Below are 18,502 nucleotides of genomic sequence, written 5' to 3'. Positions count from 1 at the left end.
CAGCTGTTCACTCCCGCTGACAGAGACACCATTGCTTATGTTTGCTGATGCACATATCTGTCCATGGGTACGAGTGACGTCGCGAGCGGTCACACGGCGAGCGAACACGACCACGCTAGTCTCTGGCCGCTCGTCGCCGCACTCGGAGCGGGTTCGTTGTATGGCGGTGTTGGACTGGTACTCGTTGGACTCGACCTCGTTCCGACGCTTATCCCCATCCTCTTGGTCGTCATTGGGGTTCTCGGCCTCGTCGTCGGCATCGCAGGATGGGTTTACGAGGCGTTCCTCGAAGAGTACTGGGCAGACAGCAGTCACGACCGAACGTCGTTGTACGTCAGCGGCATGGTGCTGTTTCTCGTCTCCGATATCGCGACGTTTCTCGGCGGGTTCATCTACTATGCGTTCATCCGTGTCGGCGCGTGGCCGCCGAGTGAACTCCCGCCGCTCCTTAGTTCGCTCGTCTTAGTCAATACGTTACTCTTGATTGCGAGCAGTTTCACGCTCCACTACGGTCACGAAGCACTCGAAGCGGGCAATCGCCGACGGTTCGTTCTGGGTCTCGGCGTGACTGTTCTCCTCGGTCTCGTCTTTCTTGGCGGACAGGCGCTCGAATACTACGAGTTCGTCGTTGGCGATGGGTTCACACTGACGAGTGGCGCGTTTGCGAGTGCGTTTTTTGGACTCACTGGGCTCCACGGACTCCACGTCGCTCTCGGCGTCGTTCTCCTTTGTCTCGTTCTCGGACGGGCAGTCCGAGGCCAGTACACACCGGACCGAGAAGCGTCCGTCCAGACTGTCGAACTCTACTGGCACTTCGTCGATCTCGTGTGGGTTCTCCTCGTCGTCGTCGTGTACGTCGGAGCGGCACTCGGCTAGCTAAAACCAAGCCACAGAACGGACGAACGCGGCTTATCGACTCTGCTCTTCGAGTTCGACGAGTTTTCGGTAACCTGGTGGGGTGAGAATCCCGATAATCCCGAGTGCGATGGCAAAGACACCGAGCGGGAACTGAAGCGGTGTGGCGACGAAACAGGGGTTTTCTGCCACAACTGTCGCGTAGTATTGCTCACTTTCGTAGGTGACGAGCGTTCCATTGAGGAACGACGGGTAGTTCGGAAAGTCGCCTGTGACGCGTGCTTCACCGAGTGGGTCTGTACGCGCTTCGATGAACGCGGCTTGCTCTTCGGGAGTGAGCTGGTCGAACGAGAGTTCGGTGAGTTGCAGTTCCGGAGAGTCACCGAACCGTGTCGCCGTCTCCTCTGGACTTTCGACAGCAATCGTTGGTGTTCCACAACTGGTGATGTCGTCTTGGATGAGGGCGTACACGCCGGGGACTGCGGCCGCGATTCCAATCGCTACGAGTAACACCCCGATAAAGGGCGCACCGTAGGTGAAAATCGTGGAGTCTGTATTCACTGTGATTCCTCCGTTTCGGGACGTTGTCGGCGTCGGAGGAATTGCAGCGTCACCGTCAATCCAAGCCCGTAGGACCAGTGAGCGACCAGCACGAACGCGAGGTATCCGATGAGTGCCAGACCTTGTTGACCGGTGTAGAATGCGATAGCGAACCCTGTCGAGATGAGCGTCGCAAACACCAGTCCTCGTTCGAAGAGTAACCGACCGGGGAGGAAATCGCTGAACGCGAGAAAGAGAAGCGGCCACGTCACCGTTCCGCCGACCAGGAACAAGAGCGCACCGAGGGTTGGACTCGCTGGCAGGCCGAGTAACTCTGCGATTTCACCGAACGAACCCGGGTCGAGGACGCCGATGAGGACCGCTGTTCCGAGACCACCTGTCATGAGGAGCGTCCCGATAATCCCACCAACTGCGGCCATCGACGCATTCCGTGAGACGGTCTGTGCGACAGTCCCGACGCCACCGGCGAACCCTGGTGGCTTCGCGTCTGGGTCGTAAGACGCTCTGCGTTCTGTCGGTACGGCTGGTTCGAGGCCGTACTGTTCGACCATTCGTGCTTCGAACCACTGCCATTCTCTGGTGAACTGTCCCGTCGCTTTGAGATTCCACGGGTCGGTCGTTTGGACGACTTCACCCTGCCAGTACGACGAGAGCATGTTGTAGAGCCACAACAGCGCACTCAACCCAATGATGTACGCACCGACCGTTGCGATTTGGTGGGCAAACTGGTACTCGACCGGATAGATGGCGTGACGCCGAGGAAGGCCGAGGCCGCCGATAATCAGTAGCGTGGTGAACGTCACCGTCGAACCGAAGATGATGAGGACGGCTTGGAACTTTGCGAGGCGTCTGTCGTACCACCGTCCGGTCATCAGTGGGTACCAGTAGTAACTCGCCGCGAGCATCATGAACGGGATGATGCCGACGACGATGAGGTGGAAGTGACCAACCACGTAGTAGGTTCCGTGGTAGAGGATGTCGATTGGAATCACCGCGAGAAAGACACCGGTCACTCCACCGATGATGAACGTCCCAATCCCACCGGCACACAGGATAAACGGCGCAGTCAGTCGAATCTCCCCGTCCCACATCGTCGCAAGCCAGTTGAACACCTTGATGGCACTTGGAACTGCGATGGCGATGGAGACTGCCATAAACGAGGCCTTGATTCGAGGGTCCAGACTCGTGGTGAACATGTGGTGTGCCCAGACGCCGAACGAGAGGACGCCGAGGCCGAGCGTCGAGTAGACGATAAAGCGATAGCCGAACAGTTTTCGCCCGACGAACTTCGGGAGAATCGTACTCATCAAGCCGGTTGCGGGCAGAAAGAGGATGTACACTTCTGGATGTCCCCAGAACCAAAACAGGTGTTGCCAGAGGATTGCGCCACCTCCCTCGACGGCGAAGAACGTCGTTCCGAAATTTCGGTCGAGTAAGAGCATCACGAGCGCGCTCCCCAAGAGAGGAAAGGCGAACAAGGCGAGGCCACTCGTGACGAGCATGTTCCACGAGAAGATATCGAGGTTCGCCCACGTAACACCCTCTGCACGCTCGTGGAGGATTGTTGCGATGAAATTGATTGCGCCGACTGTCGTTGCGATACCGCTCAGGTGGAGACCGAGAATCAGTAAATCGAGTTGCGGGTTCGGACTCTGAACCGACAGTGGTGCATAGAGCGTCCACCCCACACCGACCTCTCGAAGTGTGAGAAAGAACCGAATCGCATCTTGCGGAAAGAGCGTACTGAGAATCTGGCCGCCGACTTGGACGAACAAGCCCATCCGAACGAGCAGGAGTGCCGGTGGAAGCAACCAAAACCCGATTGCATTCACTCGTGGAAACGCCATGTCGTCCGCGCCGAGTAACAGCGGGAGGAAGTAGTTGCCAACCCCGAAGAACACCGGGAGGACGAAGAAGATGAGCATGGTCAACCCGTGGGTGGTAAAGAGCGCGTTGTAGGTCTCCGGTGTCCAGATGTCCGCTGGTGGCGTCAGCAGTTCTGTCCGGAGCATCATCGCGTCGATGCCACCCCACAGCCCAGCAAATGTCCCGAAGATGACGTACAAGATGCCGATATCTCGATGGTTGGTCGTCGTCAACCAGCGATAGAGTTCGCTCCGTATCACTCCGAGTTCGATACGTTGGCTCTCTTGGGTCGTCCCACCGTCACTCTCGACGGCTACTTCACGTCGCCGTCGTGCCCACAGAAACAGACAGCTACCGACGAGAAGTGACAGGAGGATTCCCTGTACGATTGCGATGGCTACCATCGCTAACTCAGTCTCATGGAAGTCGCACACATCTCACTCACCTGCATACAACACATCTCATCCATTGTCTTCTCTTGATGGTGCATTTACATAAAGATGAGTTGCACCCACGGTGGGCGAATCTATATGTTTCCATAGCTACAAATCTTTTCGATGAGAGTTACGCGGCACAGTGTTCGCCTCGCCGCCATCGCAGTGTTCGTAGCGTTGCTTGCCACGCCAGTAGCGGCCCAGTCGGTCAACCGGGCGGCAATCGACGAACTCAACACGCAACTGCTCTACGTTGCGCTCCCACTCACGTTGTTCGTAGAACTAATTCTCGTGTATGCTATCTACCGATTCCGCGACAACGACGACCCTAAACCGACCGCAGACGACCCCGCGCTCGAAATCACGTGGACCACAGCGACGGCCGTCATCTTGGTTTTCGTTGGGGTCTCCGGTTATTTCGTCCTCACAAATCCATTTCTCACGCCTGCGGCCGCCGCGTCTTCTGGGGAGACAGGTGAGAGTCTCGAAATAGAGGTCGATGCATATCAGTGGGGATGGGAGTTCACCTACCCCGAAGGCGACTTCACGACGAAAAACCGCCTCGTCATCCCCGAAAATACGAACGTTACGTTGGTGATGTCTTCGTCGGACGTCATCCACTCTCTGTACGTTCCCGGCCTCGGAATCAAACAGGATATATTCCCGGGCCAACCCCAAGTCGCCCGGACGAGAGCGACAGTACCCGGAGAGTATGACTTGTACTGTGCGGAACTCTGTGGCTCCGGTCACAGCCGAATGGGAGGGACCGTCGTCGTGATGAATCAAACTGCGTACGACGAGTGGGTTGCAACGCAGTCCTCACCACAGTGATGTAGGCGCAATTCTGGAAAATCTGAGCAATCTAAACAATTTAAATAATTTGGATTATGTGGATTATGTGGGTTGTGTGGGTTGTGTGGGGTATGTGAGGTATGTGGATGGTCTAAGTACCGCAAGTGATTCAGGAGGTTTGGATGATTTCCTCACTTTGAAACTTCTGAGGGCTGGTGACAGTGGTCGCCTCTCAGTAGTTGACCACGCGGTTCTCGATTCAGAATGAGGACTGAAACGGTCGATACAGACCTCGAAGGATGTCCTGCTCAAACGAGCGTGTCGCCCAATGTGCCCAACACGATGAGACTCCACAGAAGTACACCGGACCCATAGAACAGGAAGGCGAGGCGGAGTGAGGTGTCTGTATTTAGGGAAGATTTTAGACCCGAGTGTGAAGCCGCTGCTTCTCTCCCGCCGCCGCTCGTTTCGCCAGCGTGTTCGGCTTGGGCGGTTCCCATCTGCCCTGCGGTTCCCCCGCCGAGAACAGCGAGCAGCAGCCCACCCCCTGCTAAAAAGAGCATGTGTAATCCCGAGTGTGTTGTAAGATACACCGCTCAACGGTGAGAAGACCGAGGAGGCACGTATAGAGTAGGAGGGGTTTCCAGAGGGGCTTAAGATTCATGTGCGACCACCGTAGCAACACGTCTCCTCACCGACAGCATATCTCTTTGGGACGGAGTGTTGCACTCGCACACAGCGACCCGATATTGACGGATTCGGCTTCGAGGAGATACTGAGCAAAGAAATCGTATCACACTGCTACTGCTCGACTTTCGAACGTGAACTCACACTGTCTCCGTGAACAATCTCGGCCGCACCCGAATAACTCACACAAGAAGAGTAATCTAAATAGTCTGGATTATTTGAATCTCATTTCTCAAGTACTCTAGTGTCGCGCTACCTATCCCCGGGTTACGCGTGATTCTTTAGATAATGTGGGTTATCTACGGAACCCAGGAAATGAAACTAATCTTCACCACCTTCGTTATTCGTCGTCCAGTTCGCGCTGTTCACGAACTCGCTCGACGATCAACTCTGGGTGTTCAGACACTACGGCAAGCGCGGCGTTGTGAATCTCGCTTTTCGTGACGTTTTTCAGTCCATGTTCTCGGGTGAGTTCGCGCTCGACGTCGTAAGTGATGATGTCGTCGAATTCGTCGGCGACCGATTGGAGTACGTACAGTGCTTTGTGGACTGTCTCTTCGAACTCGAACGCAGGGGTCTCTCGCGGGTCTGCTGGCGTTTCGAGGTCCGGTTCTTCGCTGACGACTGCCTCGGGCTCTGGGTCCGATTCTTCGTCTTTTTCGGTTGATTCGCCACCCATGGCGGCATCGAGGTCACCGAACGGGTCTTTGCTCATCGCTCGACCTCGCCAATTTCGACAATCTTCGCCAACTCGTCGTAGCACGCAAGTTGGTCACAAGCCTCGGCATAGTCACGGACAGGCATGTGTTCACGAATCGAAGCGTCGATTGCCGACCGATGGCGAATCCCCGGCTTTGGCAGGTCTTCGTCCCACGTGCCATCGTCGATTGCATCGAAGAACTCAGGTTCGATGTAGGCGAAGTTCGGGAGCTTCGAAGCGATGTTTGGTTTCGAAATCAGCGCCTCGATGAGTCGCCGAGTCGGTCGGTCGTGGTCGATTCGGTCACGGAGGTCAGTTGGAACGACTGCGAGGATTTCTAAGTTGAAGTGTTCACGTGCTGGTTGAATCAGCCGTTTTACTGTCTTTTCGAGTCCAGAAAGCGCACCTGATTCTGGGCGCATCGGGAGAATCATGTTCTGGGTTGCGTACAGCGCGTTGTCGTTAAGTTTTCCGCGTGCAGCGGGGCAGTCGACGATGATATAGTCGTAGTCGTCTCCGAGCAGTGGGTCGACGACGCGTTGCTTGAGTCGCGCAGAGCCCATCATCACACCACCAAGGTCTGATTCGACCTGTTCGATTCGGTCGTTGGACGGGAGGACGTCGATTTCGAAGCCCGTCTCTAGGATGAGGTCTGTCGGTTCGAGTTCTGCGTCATCGAGCAACACGTCGCCCAAATGTGCTTCTGAGTAGAACTCCTCACCGAATCCGAGACCGGTCGTGGTGTGTCCGTTGGGGTCGAGGTCGATCAAAAGGACGTCGTTGTCCCGGTGTGCGAGTTCGCGTGCGAGGTTAATCGAAGTCGTCGACTTGCCGATACCGCCTTTCAGGAGACAAACGCTGACTGCTCGTGACATGATTCGTGAGGTTCGTGTGAACGTGCCATTTGGATTATCGGGGTTCTTGAAGTAGTTTTGGTTATGGTGGTTTTTTGAATAATTTGAATAATTTGAATAGCTGGCTATTCTATTGGTCCGAAAGAATGATTCAAAAGTTATCTGCTGATTTTAACTTCTGTTGAGCTTCCTCGGCTATGGCTCGCCAGGTTTAGATACTGTGGATAATTTAAAACATCTGGATTATTCATTTGTCTCTAACTCCTCGTAGTGGGCACTATTTAGAATTCCCACCTCATCTGCCAAACTCACCTCTCTCACATGGCTTGAATAACGGACAAACTCTGGATAACCCAGATAATCTGACTATCGTTTGCTCCTCTGTGTGGTCGAGTTGAGCTTCAGACGGCGGTTTCAGCACCTCGTCGACACACGTGGTTTCAATTCGACGATAACATGCCAGATTCAGATACGTTCTTGCGGCAGATATTCACCATGTTTTAATTGTTTGTCTGCGAGGCGCTAGGTACTGATGAATATCTCCGACTCTCTTCGTCTCCTTTTCGAGACGACTATTGAACGAAATGACGACCGCTACCTCGTCGAAATTCCGGCAGAAATCGTCGAAAATAGCTCGATTTCCCCTGAAGAAACCTATCGAATTGCGCTTTTGACTGCGGCGTCGCAACAGTCTGATTCCAACGTGGAGGACGCATCCCCTGAGCCTTCGGAACCAGCACAGAAAGAACAGCCCATGGAGACTCAGACGAAGCCACAGGCTGAATCCCACTTTACTTCGAGCGACCCACGAGTCCAGGGCCCACCGGTCGAAGAAGGTGAAATTCGTTCGGTCACAGTCGATACGCTCGGCGACCAAGGCGACGGCATCGCAAAAGTCGAACGCGGATTCGTTATCATCATCCCCGGAACCCAACCAGGCGACCAAGTTGACGTCGAAATCACGGACGTCAAACAAACGGTGGCCTTCGCAGAGACCGTGAGCGAGCCCACTGTCCGATAGGGCCGACCGAGTTTCGCCTGGCCACTTTCGGCACGTTCGTCAGAATCGTACAGCGAGGCGGGTCCTCTTGCAGTGTCTACCGACGGTGAAATGTGACGTTCACTAGTCGGGATCACTTTTCTGTCTTTTCGCGCCGCCTTCGGTTACGACACGTCGCTCGCCGCGGGCAAGAGACTTAAGCCGAAGAATTCCTAACGGCGCACTTGTGGATAACCCGTTCGATATTCTTGGGATTGGTCCGGAGGCAGACGAAGAGGAAATCGTCCAGGCCTACCGGCAGCGGGTCAAAGAGACACATCCAGACCAGGGTGGGTCGGCAGATGCGTTTCAACAAGTCAGAAACGCGTACGAAGAGATAAAAAATGGCGACTCAGTCGAAGAGTTCGCACTCGAATATCAGCGTGCAAAACGGGCACACGAGGATGGCAGTGTCGACGACGAAGAGACACCTGTTGGAACACACGTGGGGTATCTGAACTACGAAGTACTCGACGACTATGGATGGGGTCTGCACGACGACGACTTATTCGAGAATGCCGCCGCTGCTGACCTGAGCCCAGAGGATTATGGTGAGTTCGTCGCACCACCGAACGAGAATGTGTTGAAGGCTGCCGAACGAAGTGGACAACGGTGGCCGTTCGCATGCCGGGGCGGTGCGTGCGCGAACTGTGCTGTCGTCGTCGTCGAAGGTGAGATGGAGATGCCCTCCAATCACATCCTCTCGTCGGAGATGATGGAGGAAGGCGTCAGACTGTCGTGTATCAGTGCCCCGGCGACCGACGAGCTAAAAATCGTCTACAACATCAAGCACCTCCCCGGACTCGACGAATTGCGACTCCCTGCTCAACAGGTCAAGAATGCCTACCTGAGTAAGTGAAAACTGCTCGCAGTCGATCTATTTTTGGCTTGGATTGTTTCCGTTTCCTCGGTTTGGTGAACCATGTGTGAAATCCAGATAACCCAAACAACTTGGATGGTTTGGAAAATTCAAGAAATCCAGATAATTTGAATACTTGGGTGTTTCTGATTCTGTAGAGTATTTGGATGCGTTGCTCATCTCTCACTGCGTCAAACGTAAGTCCCGGATCACTCTCAGACGACGTTAGACACGAGTCGCTCGATGTCGTTACGGACTTCGTCTGAGAGTGATACGAGCGGTGGGCGAACCTCGCTCGACGTGATTACACCGCGACTTACGAGGCCAACTTTTGCAACGGTTGCGAATCCGTAGTCGAGACAGTAGCCAAAGAGTTGTGGGAGAGCAGACTGCTCGATATCGAGAGCGCGTTCGGTATCTCCTTCGAATGCCTCGTCTCGAATCGAGGCGAACACACCGGGGAGTACGTTCGAGAGGGCATTGATGCCGCCGTTGCTCCCGGCGTGGACACCAGAGACGAAGTGCTGGTCGTAGCCTTCCAAGAGACTGAAGTCGTCCTCTGTCTCTCGAAGCAGTTCGAGGAAGTAATCGAAATCCCCACTCGAATCTTTGAGTCCGATAACTGCATCGTGATTGGCTAACTCGGTGACAGTTTCGGTTGCGATTGGTTGGCCGGTACACGCAGGGATGTTGTACAAGACGATGGGGAGTGGACTCGAGTCGGCGATTGATTCGAAAAAGTCGAGATTTCCTTTCGGACTCGGTGCGGTGTGGAAGTACGGCGGTGGAAGCAGTGCGGCGTCGGCACCCACGCTCGCGGCGAATTCGAGTTGCTCACTCACGCGCTCGGTGTTCGTTCCTGCGACGCCCGCGACGACTGGAACACGGCCATCGGCGGCGTCGGTCGTCACTTCGATAACGGTACGCCACTCGCTTGGTGAGAGACTCGCGAATTCGCCGGTCGTCCCACAGGGGACGACACCGTCGATATCGTGGTCGATGAGCCACTCTGTGAGCGAAGCGAGGCTCTCTTCGTCGACAGTTCCGTTCTCGAACGGAGTGACAAGCGGACAGAGTACACCGTGAAGTGTGGCAGTAGACATCGTTTGTTGGTCTCACGGGTTCCTGTTTGAATGTTCTGTGCGCTCGCAACAATATCTGCACGAACGGTCGGACGATTCAGCCAAAGCTCGCGATGTCGTGATGGGACGACACTGAATCACAGGTTCCTGCTCGTGATTCAGTTGTAGAGCTGAATCTCTATGTCGTGGCTGTCGTCCGCGTTCGTTCGGTGCCCGCAGAATGGACACCATTCGTAGTAGTGTGCCCCCGCTTTCACATTGTACCCATTCGTCTGCTCACAGGTCAGACGGGTTTCTGCTTGTGGTTCGGTAACAGGGGGCTGTTCACTCATACTCACGGAGAGTCCTGAACTCATACAAAAATCCTTCGCTTTTTAGCTACTTACTGCCTTTCGTGTAATTCGGACAACGATATACAATGTATAGAAACCGACGCCTGACGACGATAGTATTCACCTCCGACCACGGTTGTAACCACACTTCGTTCGTGTCGGACGGCGGCCCGCTGTGCGCGCTGGCAAAATCGATTATCTATCCGTAGACATCCCACCGAGACGCTCTGCGAGCTGGGTTGAAACTCCACTCAGGTGTGCCGTCCCGAAGATTGCGACCAACAACCCGCCGAGGGTGTTGTACATCAAGTCGAGGATGGTGTCGTCGAGTCCGTACTGTGTGAGAACCTCTTCGGACCCGAGTAACTGCGTCACGACGCTGATGTAGAACTCCAATAACTCCCAGAGAACGCCGAAGGCCATCACGAAGATGAGCAGATAGAAGAACATGAATCGCGGCGGCATGTTGATGTGTTCACTGTGTTCCTGAAGTGCTCTGGTGACGGCGTATGCCGCGCCCGCGACGAGCGACGACGAGAGTGCGTGGGTCATGTGGTCCCACCACCAGACTGCTTTGTACGGACTCAAGAAGTCTAGTCCGGGCAGTGGGAGCGTTCCTAACGCGTGGAGGAACATCGCGACAGTAATCCAGAGGACGATACCGATGTTCATCGTAAAGTCGTATCTTCGCTCGAGAATTCCCGGCAGGAACGTCACGAACAGGCCGATTCCGGCGTTGACGATGACACCCCCATTCTGATAGAACACTCCTGCTGCGAAGATGAGTACCATGAGTACCTGCAAGAGGCGAACGAGTGCGCTCTCTGCGGCTGGCGGGATGTGGAACCCCCGTACGACGCTCATGCGACGACCTCCTCTGCTGGACTCGCCTCACGGCCCGCTGCCAGTTGGCGTCTGAAGTACCAACGGAACAGCAGTCCAGCGACACCTCCGGCGAGCAGCGCCGCCGTGAAGACGTACATCAGTTGTTCGTTCGTCTCGAGGAATGCAGTCCCGAGGTACGTCGCCGAGAGTGCCGAACCAACTGCCCAAACACCTGCTGTCGCCAGCGTTGCCAAGATGACGAAGAACACTGCAAAACGAGGGGTCATCCGAACCGTCGTCGTCATCTGGAGTGTCACGACGACGAGCATCGCGAGCATCGCCACGCTGAGGCTGATGATAATATCGTCGAAGAACGACGGTTGACTCGCACCGAGTATCAATGGCAGCGACCCAAGCAGTAACAGTGGCCACGAAATCGTCCTCGTCCACTTCTTGCTGACGAGTGGTGGGACGACGGTGACGAATACGACGACGACTGCAATCGACATATGAACCAGCAGCCCACCGAGGAAACTCAACACAGCGACGCCAGCAAAGACCAGCGTTAGCGCCCACGAGATGAGCGCATTAACTCTCGCATCTCGAACAAACCACTCTTCAGGTAACTGTTGACTCATCGTCTTCCACCACGTCTCTTAGAAGTCTGTAGACGAATTACGAAGCCACAGCTCTTCTACAGTCATAATCGTTTGAATCCAGCATAAACGTTCGGAGCAAATTGGATATGCGCGATTGCTCAGCATCCCGAGTCTCTACGTGTGTCTGACTGCTCACTATTTATTTGACTGTTCACCCTTCCACCGGTCGATAACCGACGCAATCGCTTCGTCCTCTTGGATGGGACCGAACTGTTGTTCCACCCCTGCGTCGACGAGGAGACGGCGAACTTGGCTGTTTACTCCCGCTAACCGAAGTTCGACACCGCTGTCATCGAGCGACTGACACAAGTCGATGAGCATTTCGGCGGACGCGAGGTCGGCCATCGGCGAAGAAAAGAGGTCGAAGACGACCAGTTCGATAGGCGTTTCGGACTCTCGGACCCGCGTCAGTAGGTCGTGACGAACCGGCTTTGTATTGGCGAAGAACAACACCGCATCGACGCGGTAGATGAGTACACCCGGTTCCGGTACTGCATCTGGGTGCCGGTTCTTGTTTACGAAGTGGTCGGTGCCGCTCGTTCGGGCGAGTTCTTCGGTCTTGGGGTTGCTGGCTCTCGCGATAGTGAACGCAAGCGACAGGCCGACACCGATGAAGACGCCCCAGAGCATCCCGAACGTGAGAACACCGAGCAACGCGGCAGATGCAATCGCGAACTCGCTGGCACTGATGTTCCAGAGACGACGCACCCCCGCCACATCGACGATTCGTAGAACTGCAACGATGATGATTGCTGCGAGTGTGGCCTCCGGCAGGACGGTGAACAGTCCGGTGAACAAGACCAAGACCACGAGTAACACCAGGCCGACGACGAGACTAACTAACTGCGTCTTCCCACCGACAGCGTCGTTGAGAGCCGACCGGGACAAACTCCCACCGACGACGATGCCACCAAACAAGCCAGCGACGAGGTTTCCGAGACCGGTTGCGAGGAGTTCTTGATTTGGGTCGATGCGGTAGTCGTGTCGCCGTGCGAACGTCTCTTCGGCACCGATTCCTTGGACGTAGGAGAGCGCGAACAAGGCGAGTGCGACCGGAACGAGCGCACTCAGAACCGACGTATCGGGAATCGTCGGCACGACGAACGACGGAAGTCCGCCTTGAATCGGGCCAACCACAGCGACACCTCGCGAACTGAGGTCGAGTACGGTCGAGACAGCGACCGAGAGCAAGACAACTAGAAGGGCTGTCGGAGCGCGTGGCAGGTATCGCTCGCCGAGCAGCAACAAGACGAGTGAGGTGAGTCCGACGACTGCGGTCGTCGGATTGAGTTGGCTCAGCGACGTAACGGTCCCCCACAGCCGCTCGAAGAACAGTCCCGACACACCCGAAATTCCGAGGAGTTCCCCGAGTTGCGACGAGATGATGTACAGGCCTGCGCCCGAGGCGAATCCGGTGATGACCGACCCGGAGATGAAGTTGACGAGAAACCCGAGCCGGAGCAGCCACGAGACGACGCCTACGAGTCCGACGAGAGTCGTCGTGATAACGACGAGTGAGAGATAGTTCGCTCCGGTCCCGCTTGCAATAGCACCGACACTGGCGGCGAGTAAAATCGCGAGTGTCGAGGTCGGACCAGCGATAACCTGTCGAGATGTCGTGAAAAATACGAACACGAACACTGCGAAGAGTGCAGCGTACAGTCCCATCTGAGCGGGCACATTTGCGAGCGAGGAGTACGCCAAGGCTTCTGGGATGACCGCAGCCGAAACAGTCAGCCCTGCGATGAGGTCACCACGAAGCCACGACCGGCTATACGTCGGAAGCCACTCCGCGAGTGGAAGGGCGTTTTCGAACGAATCTTTGAACCAATTGAGGGGGCTATCTGCGGCCATGCGAGATACGGGACCTTTTCGACGTCTCTGTTTCTACAGTGGTGACTGAAGGAGAAAACGTCACTCGTGACCAGGTGCGAGCCACAGGCTTCACACTCGAAGTCCATCAGTCGAAGTCGATGACTCTGAGAACGTCGCTGTTCACAGACGGTCACGCCTCCGACACTGTCTGGATTCGTTCGAATAACACGGATTTTCTGCCGTGTCGTATACTAGTCGATGAAGCTTCCGTTCAATGTCGAATCCGAGGAGACAGACCGTCTGGTCGCACTGAGTGATGGCGTCATCGCAATCGCCATCACGTTGCTGGTGTTAGAGATTTCAGTCCCCGAACTTCCAGCGGAGGCGACAGTCGCTGCGTTCTCGCTCCTCGTCTCGGAGCAGTGGCACGAGTTCTTTGGATTTGTCCTGAGTTTTTGGGTTATCGGGTTATACTGGATACTCCACCGCCGAATCTTCGTCCACATCGAACGCCACGAACGCGGCGTCCTCTATCTCAACCTCCTGTTTCTCCTGATGGTCGCATTCATTCCGTTCGCCTCGAGCGTGTTTGCGACGTACCCGGGGCAATTCGGTGTCATCTTCATCTCGGCGATGTTAGCACTCACCGGCATCTCACTGTCACTCCTGTGGGGGTATGCGTCCCGCGAAGAACTCTTCGAGAAGGGACTCATGTCACGAGCTGTCCAAATTCAGTCACTTCGATTCTTGGCTTCACCACTCGTATTTCTGCTCTCTATCGTCGTCGCGCTTTTCAGCCCGACACTCGCTATGGTGACGTGGCTTCTGTTGATTCCAATCAACGCCACACTCCAATCACGACTCGCCGAAAGCCTCGAAGAGAACGCACGCGAACCGACGGTCAAAGCATAACCTCCGCGACAGAAATTGAATTCTGCAACGTTTCACACAGAAATGATTCTCTGCAATCATTTAATCGCCCCACCGCTGATGCCAAAGTATGTACCACCTCTTTCGGAACGCCGATTTCCGTCGGTTGTTCTTCGGGCGTGTCGTCACCAACGCCGGTGACTCGCTGTATTCGGTTGCAGCGATGTGGCTGGTCTACTCTCTGACTGGTTCGACGTTTTACACCGGACTCGCTGGGATGTTGACACTCGGAATGCAGGCGTTGCAGGCGTTTGTCGGCCCACTCGTGGACCGCTGGCCGCTCCGAAACACGCTCGTCTGGACGCAAGCCGCACAGGGAATTCTCGTACTGACGATTCCGCTCGCGGCGCATTTCGACCTGCTGTCGGTCTGGCTCGTCCTCACGGTGATGCCACTGGTGAGCCTGCTCAATCAATTCGTCTACCCCGCCGGGACTGCCGCGCTCCCGCGTATCGTCGAGGGAGAGGACCTGACGAGTGCCAACTCGCTCTTCTCGATGTCGTATCAGGGGGCAGAACTCGTGTTCAACGCTGCTGCGGGTGTCCTCGTGGCGATAGTGGGAGCGACGACGCTCTTCCTCATCGATTCGGTCACGTTCGCGGTTGCTGTCGCACTGTTTGCAGGCCTTCGTGTCCCACCTGCCGAACGCGACGAGACGGACGACAAGACGGGTTACCTTGTTGAACTCCGTGCTGGTATTCGCTACCTCCGAGGGTCGATGCTCGTCTGGATTCTCGGGGCGAGCGTCCTCGCCAATGGGCTTCTCGGGACGACCTGGTCGGTACTCCCTGCGTTCGCCGACGTTCGCGGAGACGCCGAAATCTACGGACTGCTCCTCGCAGGCATCGCCGCAGGCTCTCTCGTCGGCGCGCTCGTCGCACCGAAGTTCGAGGACGTCCCATTCGGCGTGCTTTCGATTGCCGGGTACGCAGTGAGCGCCATCGCGTGGTTGGCCGCCCTCCGCGTCGGTTCGACAACTGCGCTCGTCGTCTTGTTCGCCGTGGCATTCGTCCCCGTTGGCGTCGGAAACATCGTCGCCATGACGCTGATTCAACGACTCGTCCCCGAGTCGATGCTCGGACGGGTCCTCGCAGTCCTCGGAAGTGCTTCGACGGCCGCGATGCCTGTCGGTGCGTTTCTCGGCGGAGTCATGGGTGATATCTTCGGGCCGATTACGGTGATGTATGCAGGCGGAATTGGATTCTTGTGGATTGTTGCCTACGTCTTGGTCGTTCCGTCGCTGCGGACGATGCCTGCGGCGACTGCTGTCGAACCCGAACGGGACACGACTGGTGGCGGACCCACGACATCGACCGCGACGAATGCTGATTAGGATTCGACTGTAGTTCGAACCACTAGTATTATGGTGATTACATTTGTCAGCTGACACATGGCAGTAGGAAAAGCTCTCCAACGCGTGCCCGCAGCGTTAGCACGCAATCCGCTCATCATCGTATTGTTTGGCCTGTTCGGTCTCGTGCAAGCGATTCAGGTACTCACACAGCAAGTCAGCCCGATTGCCGGACTCGCGATTAGCGGTGTGATGATTCTCTTCTATTTGTTTGGTCTCCCCTTCGTTCAAGGCGGTATCATCAAGATGGCAGACGAAGCCCTCGACGGGGACACGTCGATGGCGTCGTTCGTCGCTGCTGGCAAAGCGAACTACCTGTCACTTCTCGGTGCGACACTCGCGGTGTTCGGCGTCGTCTTGGTCCTCGGAATCGTCCTCAACATCGTAATCTTCGCTGGTATCATGGTGGCCGCAACCGGAATGCAGAGCTTGGCTGGTGTTGGCCTCGTCGCGGCTGTCGGGTTACTCCTCGGACTCGCCTACCTCGCGTTCGCGTTCATCATCCAGTTCTATCCCCAAGAAATCGTCCTCAACGACGCTGGGGCGCTCAATGGGTTGAAACAGAGTGCGCTCCTCGTGAGAGAACACTTCGTTAGCTCGCTGGGATTCCTCGTGATTGCGGCGGTCGCTGGCGCTATCATCGGTCTCGTCGTCGGTCTCGTCTCGACGCTCTTGCTCCCGATGTCAGGGTTCGGCGCGCCGGGTATTTCGACAGCACCAATCTCCGTTCTCGGAATGGTTGGGTACGTCGTCCTCACGGTCGCTGCAATCTCCCTCAGCGGCAGTACGATTGCCGTGTTCTCGGTGGCATTCTACCGTGAAATTCGAGGACCAACTGGGTCTGACGCGCCGATGGCGTCCATCTAAACGACTCGGCGACCGTTTCGAATCGTCATTTTTCACACCACCACCCCGACAGCGACCAGTGTCGCCTCAGTCGCTCGTGCCCTCTCGTACGTCTGTCGCTGCGTCGAGATTGATTCCACCGGGTGCAGGTGTCGTCGCAGGCAGTGACGCTTCTTCGTGTACCTCATCGACTTCAGTGCCGTCTCTGACGAGCGCGGGCAGGATGTGTCGTGCGCACTCGATAATGACGACGAGCAGCAGTGGGCCGAGGAACACGCCGTACCACCCGAAGAGGAGTGGCCCGAAGGTGTAGGCCAACATCACTGCGCCGATGTGTAAGCTTCGACCCGAGACGTAGGGTCGGAGTACTTGGTCGGGAATCGTATCGACGATAACGATAGAGACGGCCGCAAATGCGAGCGGGAACCAGAGTGCCGATGGGTCGGTCAATGCGGCGTCAGCAAACAGGAGCAACGCAAGCGGAACCCACACGAGTTTGATACCGACGACAGGAATCAAACTCGCCACACCTGCTAACAGACCGAACAACGCGGCCTCTGGAATTGAGACGGTCTCTGGAGCGAAGAAGTTGAGTACGGTGTAGGTGACAGCACCCAGTGCCCCAGTCAACACGGCGTTGAGGATGTTTCCGAAGTAGACTTGCATAAGGTCACGGTCGACCGCCTCGAAAAACGCCTCGAACACACCACCCTCGCGGATGATAGTAGACCGTGCCCATGCGGCGATTCGGTAGTCGTCACGAAGGAGGAAGAACACGATGACGAGGACGATAAAGAGGTGTAACCCGGCGTTCACCGCGACAGCGACAGAGCCAGCAATCGTATCGAGCAAGGCGACTGCTCCCTGTCCGAGCGTGCCGTTCAGTAGTCCGGATGGGTCCGAAAGCGCCGTTCGAAGTGTCGATTCGCTCGTCTCGAAAATCGTCGAAGGGTCGGGGATAAACGAGATGCCGACTACGGAATCGAGGCTTTCGGTCCCAACGAAGTCACGAAACGCACGGATAACTACGACGAGCGTCCACAAGACCAACACCAACACGGGGACGGCGACGCTAACAATCGCCAGCGTCGCGGTCAGTGTCCGCGATTTGAATCGGTTGCGGAACCGCGCGTGTATCGGTCGCGTCACGTAGTAGAGGAACAAGCCGAGGACGAACGTCCCCACGTACCGATAGAGTACGTACCCGAAGACGCCGAAGAGGACGAGTGCGATGAGCCAGAGGGCGGCGCGCTCCCGAGAGAGTTCGACATCGACGACGCGACTAGACATGACTGTTCTCTCTGAGTAGGCTCGGAGCCGACAGATAACGGGCAGTCATGTACCTTCTTCTGGGTGACTTCGTTCGAGTAGCGGGGTTCTTGGGACGAGGAAACATCGACACTCACTGACAATTGTGCGCAAAGAACAAAACAACCACGCTTGTCGAGTCTTCAGTTCGTCCCAGAAAATAGTAAAGCGGTTCAGGCTGCGGTCGATTCCGACCCGAATGCTTCACGGAGTTTTGCTTCATCAGCGGGCGAGAGGTTCGTCTTGATGACTTTGGGAGCGTACGATTCGATTTCGTCGATGATGCGTTCTTCTTGGACGTCGCGGATGAGGAGGAACAGCGCAGAGTGTCCAGGCTCGACCGTATCACCGACTTCTTTGATGAACTTATCGTCGATGCCGATGTCGGTATGCTTTCCAGCGATTGCGCCGGTCACCGCACCGACTGCCATTCCAAGCCATGGCATAAAGAAGAGAATGCCGATGAGCATCCCCCAGAACGCGCCACCGAGTGCGCCACTGCCAACGAGGCTTGTCGCCTGGTTGACTTTTACTTTCCCGTCAGGCTTGCGAACGACGACCGCAGCATCTTCCAGTTGAATTAACTCCTGTTTTTGTAGGTCAAAGAGCTTGTCGCGGACGTCTTTCGCACCGTCCATTGTGTCAAACGCAAGTACAACCAAACTACTCATGTTCGGCTGAACAGTCTACGTGTGTCCTAATCAACA

General features: G+C 55.9%; 19 protein-coding genes. 7 read left to right on the top strand and 12 right to left on the bottom strand.

Annotated features, from left to right (window positions below; all coding sequences use genetic code 11):
* The first annotated feature begins 63 nt into the window (after window positions 1–63).
* Window positions 64–876: a heme-copper oxidase subunit III gene (locus ACK509_RS15055; protein ID WP_410767374.1), complete on the top strand. Its 813-nt coding sequence runs from the start codon at window positions 64–66 to the stop codon at window positions 874–876.
* A 33-nt stretch (window positions 877–909) separates the two neighbouring features.
* On the opposite strand, the gene ACK509_RS15050 is transcribed toward ACK509_RS15055, so the two are convergent.
* Entirely contained in the window at window positions 910–1,416 is a 507-nt protein-coding gene (locus tag ACK509_RS15050; RefSeq protein WP_410767373.1) for a hypothetical protein, read from the bottom strand.
* The gene (locus ACK509_RS15045; protein ID WP_410767372.1) at window positions 1,413–3,686 is read right to left on the bottom strand and encodes a DUF6789 family protein; all 2,274 of its coding nucleotides are present in this window, start codon (window positions 3,684–3,686) and stop codon (window positions 1,413–1,415) included. Before ACK509_RS15045 ends, ACK509_RS15050 begins: the two co-directional genes overlap by 4 nt.
* Window positions 3,687–3,839: 153 nt before the next feature.
* Here ACK509_RS15045 and coxB point away from each other — a divergent pair, with 153 nt between their 5' ends.
* A complete protein-coding gene (coxB, locus tag ACK509_RS15040) occupies window positions 3,840–4,547 on the top strand; it encodes a cytochrome c oxidase subunit II (RefSeq protein WP_410767371.1) in 708 nt (235 codons plus the stop codon).
* 269 nt (window positions 4,548–4,816) lie between these two features.
* Here coxB and ACK509_RS15035 read toward each other — a convergent pair whose 3' ends face one another.
* The 3 genes from ACK509_RS15035 to ACK509_RS15025 all read right to left on the bottom strand — a co-directional run bounded on the left by ACK509_RS15035 (window position 4,817) and on the right by ACK509_RS15025 (window position 6,770).
* Window positions 4,817–5,071, bottom strand: a complete 255-nt coding sequence (locus tag ACK509_RS15035; protein ID WP_410767370.1) for a hypothetical protein — start codon at window positions 5,069–5,071, stop codon at window positions 4,817–4,819.
* A 464-nt stretch (window positions 5,072–5,535) separates the two neighbouring features.
* Window positions 5,536–5,910, bottom strand: coding sequence for a hypothetical protein (locus ACK509_RS15030; protein ID WP_410767369.1), 375 nt, complete (start codon window positions 5,908–5,910; stop codon window positions 5,536–5,538).
* Window positions 5,907–6,770 (bottom strand): ParA family protein, encoded by an 864-nt coding sequence (locus ACK509_RS15025; RefSeq protein ID WP_410767368.1) that lies wholly within the window; start codon window positions 6,768–6,770, stop codon window positions 5,907–5,909. Before ACK509_RS15025 ends, ACK509_RS15030 begins: the two co-directional genes overlap by 4 nt.
* Window positions 6,771–7,278: 508 nt before the next feature.
* Here ACK509_RS15025 and ACK509_RS15020 point away from each other — a divergent pair.
* Together ACK509_RS15020 and fer are read left to right on the top strand one after the other, a co-directional pair.
* Window positions 7,279–7,770 (top strand): TRAM domain-containing protein, encoded by a 492-nt coding sequence (locus ACK509_RS15020; protein ID WP_410767523.1) that lies wholly within the window; start codon window positions 7,279–7,281, stop codon window positions 7,768–7,770.
* A gap of 205 nt (window positions 7,771–7,975) precedes the next feature.
* Window positions 7,976–8,647, top strand: coding sequence for a ferredoxin Fer (gene fer, locus ACK509_RS15015; RefSeq protein ID WP_410767367.1), 672 nt, complete (start codon window positions 7,976–7,978; stop codon window positions 8,645–8,647).
* A gap of 215 nt (window positions 8,648–8,862) precedes the next feature.
* Here fer and dapA read toward each other — a convergent pair whose 3' ends face one another.
* The 5 genes from dapA to ACK509_RS14990 form a co-directional block, all read right to left on the bottom strand.
* Window positions 8,863–9,750 carry a 4-hydroxy-tetrahydrodipicolinate synthase gene (gene dapA / locus ACK509_RS15010; protein WP_410767366.1) on the bottom strand — a complete coding sequence of 296 codons (888 nt, stop codon included), beginning with the start codon at window positions 9,748–9,750 and terminating at the stop codon, window positions 8,863–8,865.
* Between the two features lie 137 nt (window positions 9,751–9,887).
* Window positions 9,888–10,061 (bottom strand): hypothetical protein, encoded by a 174-nt coding sequence (locus tag ACK509_RS15005; RefSeq protein WP_410767365.1) that lies wholly within the window; start codon window positions 10,059–10,061, stop codon window positions 9,888–9,890.
* A 195-nt stretch (window positions 10,062–10,256) separates the two neighbouring features.
* The gene (locus ACK509_RS15000) at window positions 10,257–10,925 is read right to left on the bottom strand and encodes a hypothetical protein (protein WP_410767364.1); all 669 of its coding nucleotides are present in this window, start codon (window positions 10,923–10,925) and stop codon (window positions 10,257–10,259) included.
* The gene (locus tag ACK509_RS14995; RefSeq protein ID WP_410767363.1) at window positions 10,922–11,524 is read right to left on the bottom strand and encodes a hypothetical protein; all 603 of its coding nucleotides are present in this window, start codon (window positions 11,522–11,524) and stop codon (window positions 10,922–10,924) included. The genes ACK509_RS15000 and ACK509_RS14995 overlap by 4 nt, the downstream gene beginning before the upstream one ends.
* A 156-nt stretch (window positions 11,525–11,680) precedes the next feature.
* Window positions 11,681–13,399, bottom strand: coding sequence for a SulP family inorganic anion transporter (locus tag ACK509_RS14990; protein ID WP_410767362.1), 1,719 nt, complete (start codon window positions 13,397–13,399; stop codon window positions 11,681–11,683).
* 219 nt (window positions 13,400–13,618) lie between these two features.
* On the opposite strand from ACK509_RS14990, the gene ACK509_RS14985 reads away from it, so the two are divergent.
* From ACK509_RS14985 to ACK509_RS14975, 3 genes are all read left to right on the top strand, one after another.
* Window positions 13,619–14,272, top strand: coding sequence for a TMEM175 family protein (locus ACK509_RS14985; protein ID WP_410767361.1), 654 nt, complete (start codon window positions 13,619–13,621; stop codon window positions 14,270–14,272).
* Between the two features lie 88 nt (window positions 14,273–14,360).
* Complete coding sequence (locus ACK509_RS14980) at window positions 14,361–15,623, top strand: MFS transporter (protein WP_410767360.1); 1,263 nt, start codon at window positions 14,361–14,363, stop codon at window positions 15,621–15,623.
* Window positions 15,624–15,680: 57 nt separating this feature from the next.
* Window positions 15,681–16,508, top strand: coding sequence for a hypothetical protein (locus tag ACK509_RS14975; RefSeq protein WP_410767359.1), 828 nt, complete (start codon window positions 15,681–15,683; stop codon window positions 16,506–16,508).
* A 66-nt stretch (window positions 16,509–16,574) separates the two neighbouring features.
* Here the strand turns inward: ACK509_RS14975 and ACK509_RS14970 are convergent, their stop codons facing one another.
* On the bottom strand, window positions 16,575–17,777 hold the full coding sequence (locus ACK509_RS14970; RefSeq protein ID WP_410767358.1) for an AI-2E family transporter: 1,203 nt from the start codon (window positions 17,775–17,777) through the stop codon (window positions 16,575–16,577).
* 191 nt (window positions 17,778–17,968) lie between these two features.
* Window positions 17,969–18,433, bottom strand: coding sequence for a DUF1269 domain-containing protein (locus ACK509_RS14965; protein WP_410767357.1), 465 nt, complete (start codon window positions 18,431–18,433; stop codon window positions 17,969–17,971).
* Window positions 18,434–18,502: the final 69 nt, after the last annotated feature.

Origin of the sequence: Haloferax sp. DFSO60 (genome assembly GCF_046557615.1) — an archaeon.
GTDB lineage: Archaea > Halobacteriota > Halobacteria > Halobacteriales > Haloferacaceae > Haloferax.
The sequence above is the reverse complement of the archived record's forward strand: the minus strand, read 5'-3'. Positions and strand labels throughout refer to the sequence as shown.

What these genes read in the sequence shown, in the direction of transcription:
- ACK509_RS15055 (WP_410767374.1), top strand. Translation starts at nt 64, where the DNA reads ATGGGTACGAGTGACGTCGCGAGCGGTCACACGGCGAGCGAACACGAC.
- ACK509_RS15045 (WP_410767372.1), bottom strand. Translation starts at nt 3,686, where the DNA reads ATGGTAGCCATCGCAATCGTACAGGGAATCCTCCTGTCACTTCTCGTC.
- coxB (WP_410767371.1), top strand. Translation starts at nt 3,840, where the DNA reads ATGAGAGTTACGCGGCACAGTGTTCGCCTCGCCGCCATCGCAGTGTTC.
- ACK509_RS15035 (WP_410767370.1), bottom strand. Translation starts at nt 5,071, where the DNA reads ATGCTCTTTTTAGCAGGGGGTGGGCTGCTGCTCGCTGTTCTCGGCGGG.
- ACK509_RS15030 (WP_410767369.1), bottom strand. Translation starts at nt 5,910, where the DNA reads ATGAGCAAAGACCCGTTCGGTGACCTCGATGCCGCCATGGGTGGCGAA.
- ACK509_RS15025 (WP_410767368.1), bottom strand. Translation starts at nt 6,770, where the DNA reads ATGTCACGAGCAGTCAGCGTTTGTCTCCTGAAAGGCGGTATCGGCAAG.
- dapA (WP_410767366.1), bottom strand. Translation starts at nt 9,750, where the DNA reads ATGTCTACTGCCACACTTCACGGTGTACTCTGTCCGCTTGTCACTCCG.
- ACK509_RS15005 (WP_410767365.1), bottom strand. Translation starts at nt 10,061, where the DNA reads ATGAGTGAACAGCCCCCTGTTACCGAACCACAAGCAGAAACCCGTCTG.
- ACK509_RS15000 (WP_410767364.1), bottom strand. Translation starts at nt 10,925, where the DNA reads ATGAGCGTCGTACGGGGGTTCCACATCCCGCCAGCCGCAGAGAGCGCA.
- ACK509_RS14995 (WP_410767363.1), bottom strand. Translation starts at nt 11,524, where the DNA reads ATGAGTCAACAGTTACCTGAAGAGTGGTTTGTTCGAGATGCGAGAGTT.
- ACK509_RS14990 (WP_410767362.1), bottom strand. Translation starts at nt 13,399, where the DNA reads ATGGCCGCAGATAGCCCCCTCAATTGGTTCAAAGATTCGTTCGAAAAC.
- ACK509_RS14985 (WP_410767361.1), top strand. Translation starts at nt 13,619, where the DNA reads ATGAAGCTTCCGTTCAATGTCGAATCCGAGGAGACAGACCGTCTGGTC.
- ACK509_RS14980 (WP_410767360.1), top strand. Translation starts at nt 14,361, where the DNA reads ATGTACCACCTCTTTCGGAACGCCGATTTCCGTCGGTTGTTCTTCGGG.
- ACK509_RS14975 (WP_410767359.1), top strand. Translation starts at nt 15,681, where the DNA reads ATGGCAGTAGGAAAAGCTCTCCAACGCGTGCCCGCAGCGTTAGCACGC.
- ACK509_RS14970 (WP_410767358.1), bottom strand. Translation starts at nt 17,777, where the DNA reads ATGTCTAGTCGCGTCGTCGATGTCGAACTCTCTCGGGAGCGCGCCGCC.
- ACK509_RS14965 (WP_410767357.1), bottom strand. Translation starts at nt 18,433, where the DNA reads ATGGACGGTGCGAAAGACGTCCGCGACAAGCTCTTTGACCTACAAAAA.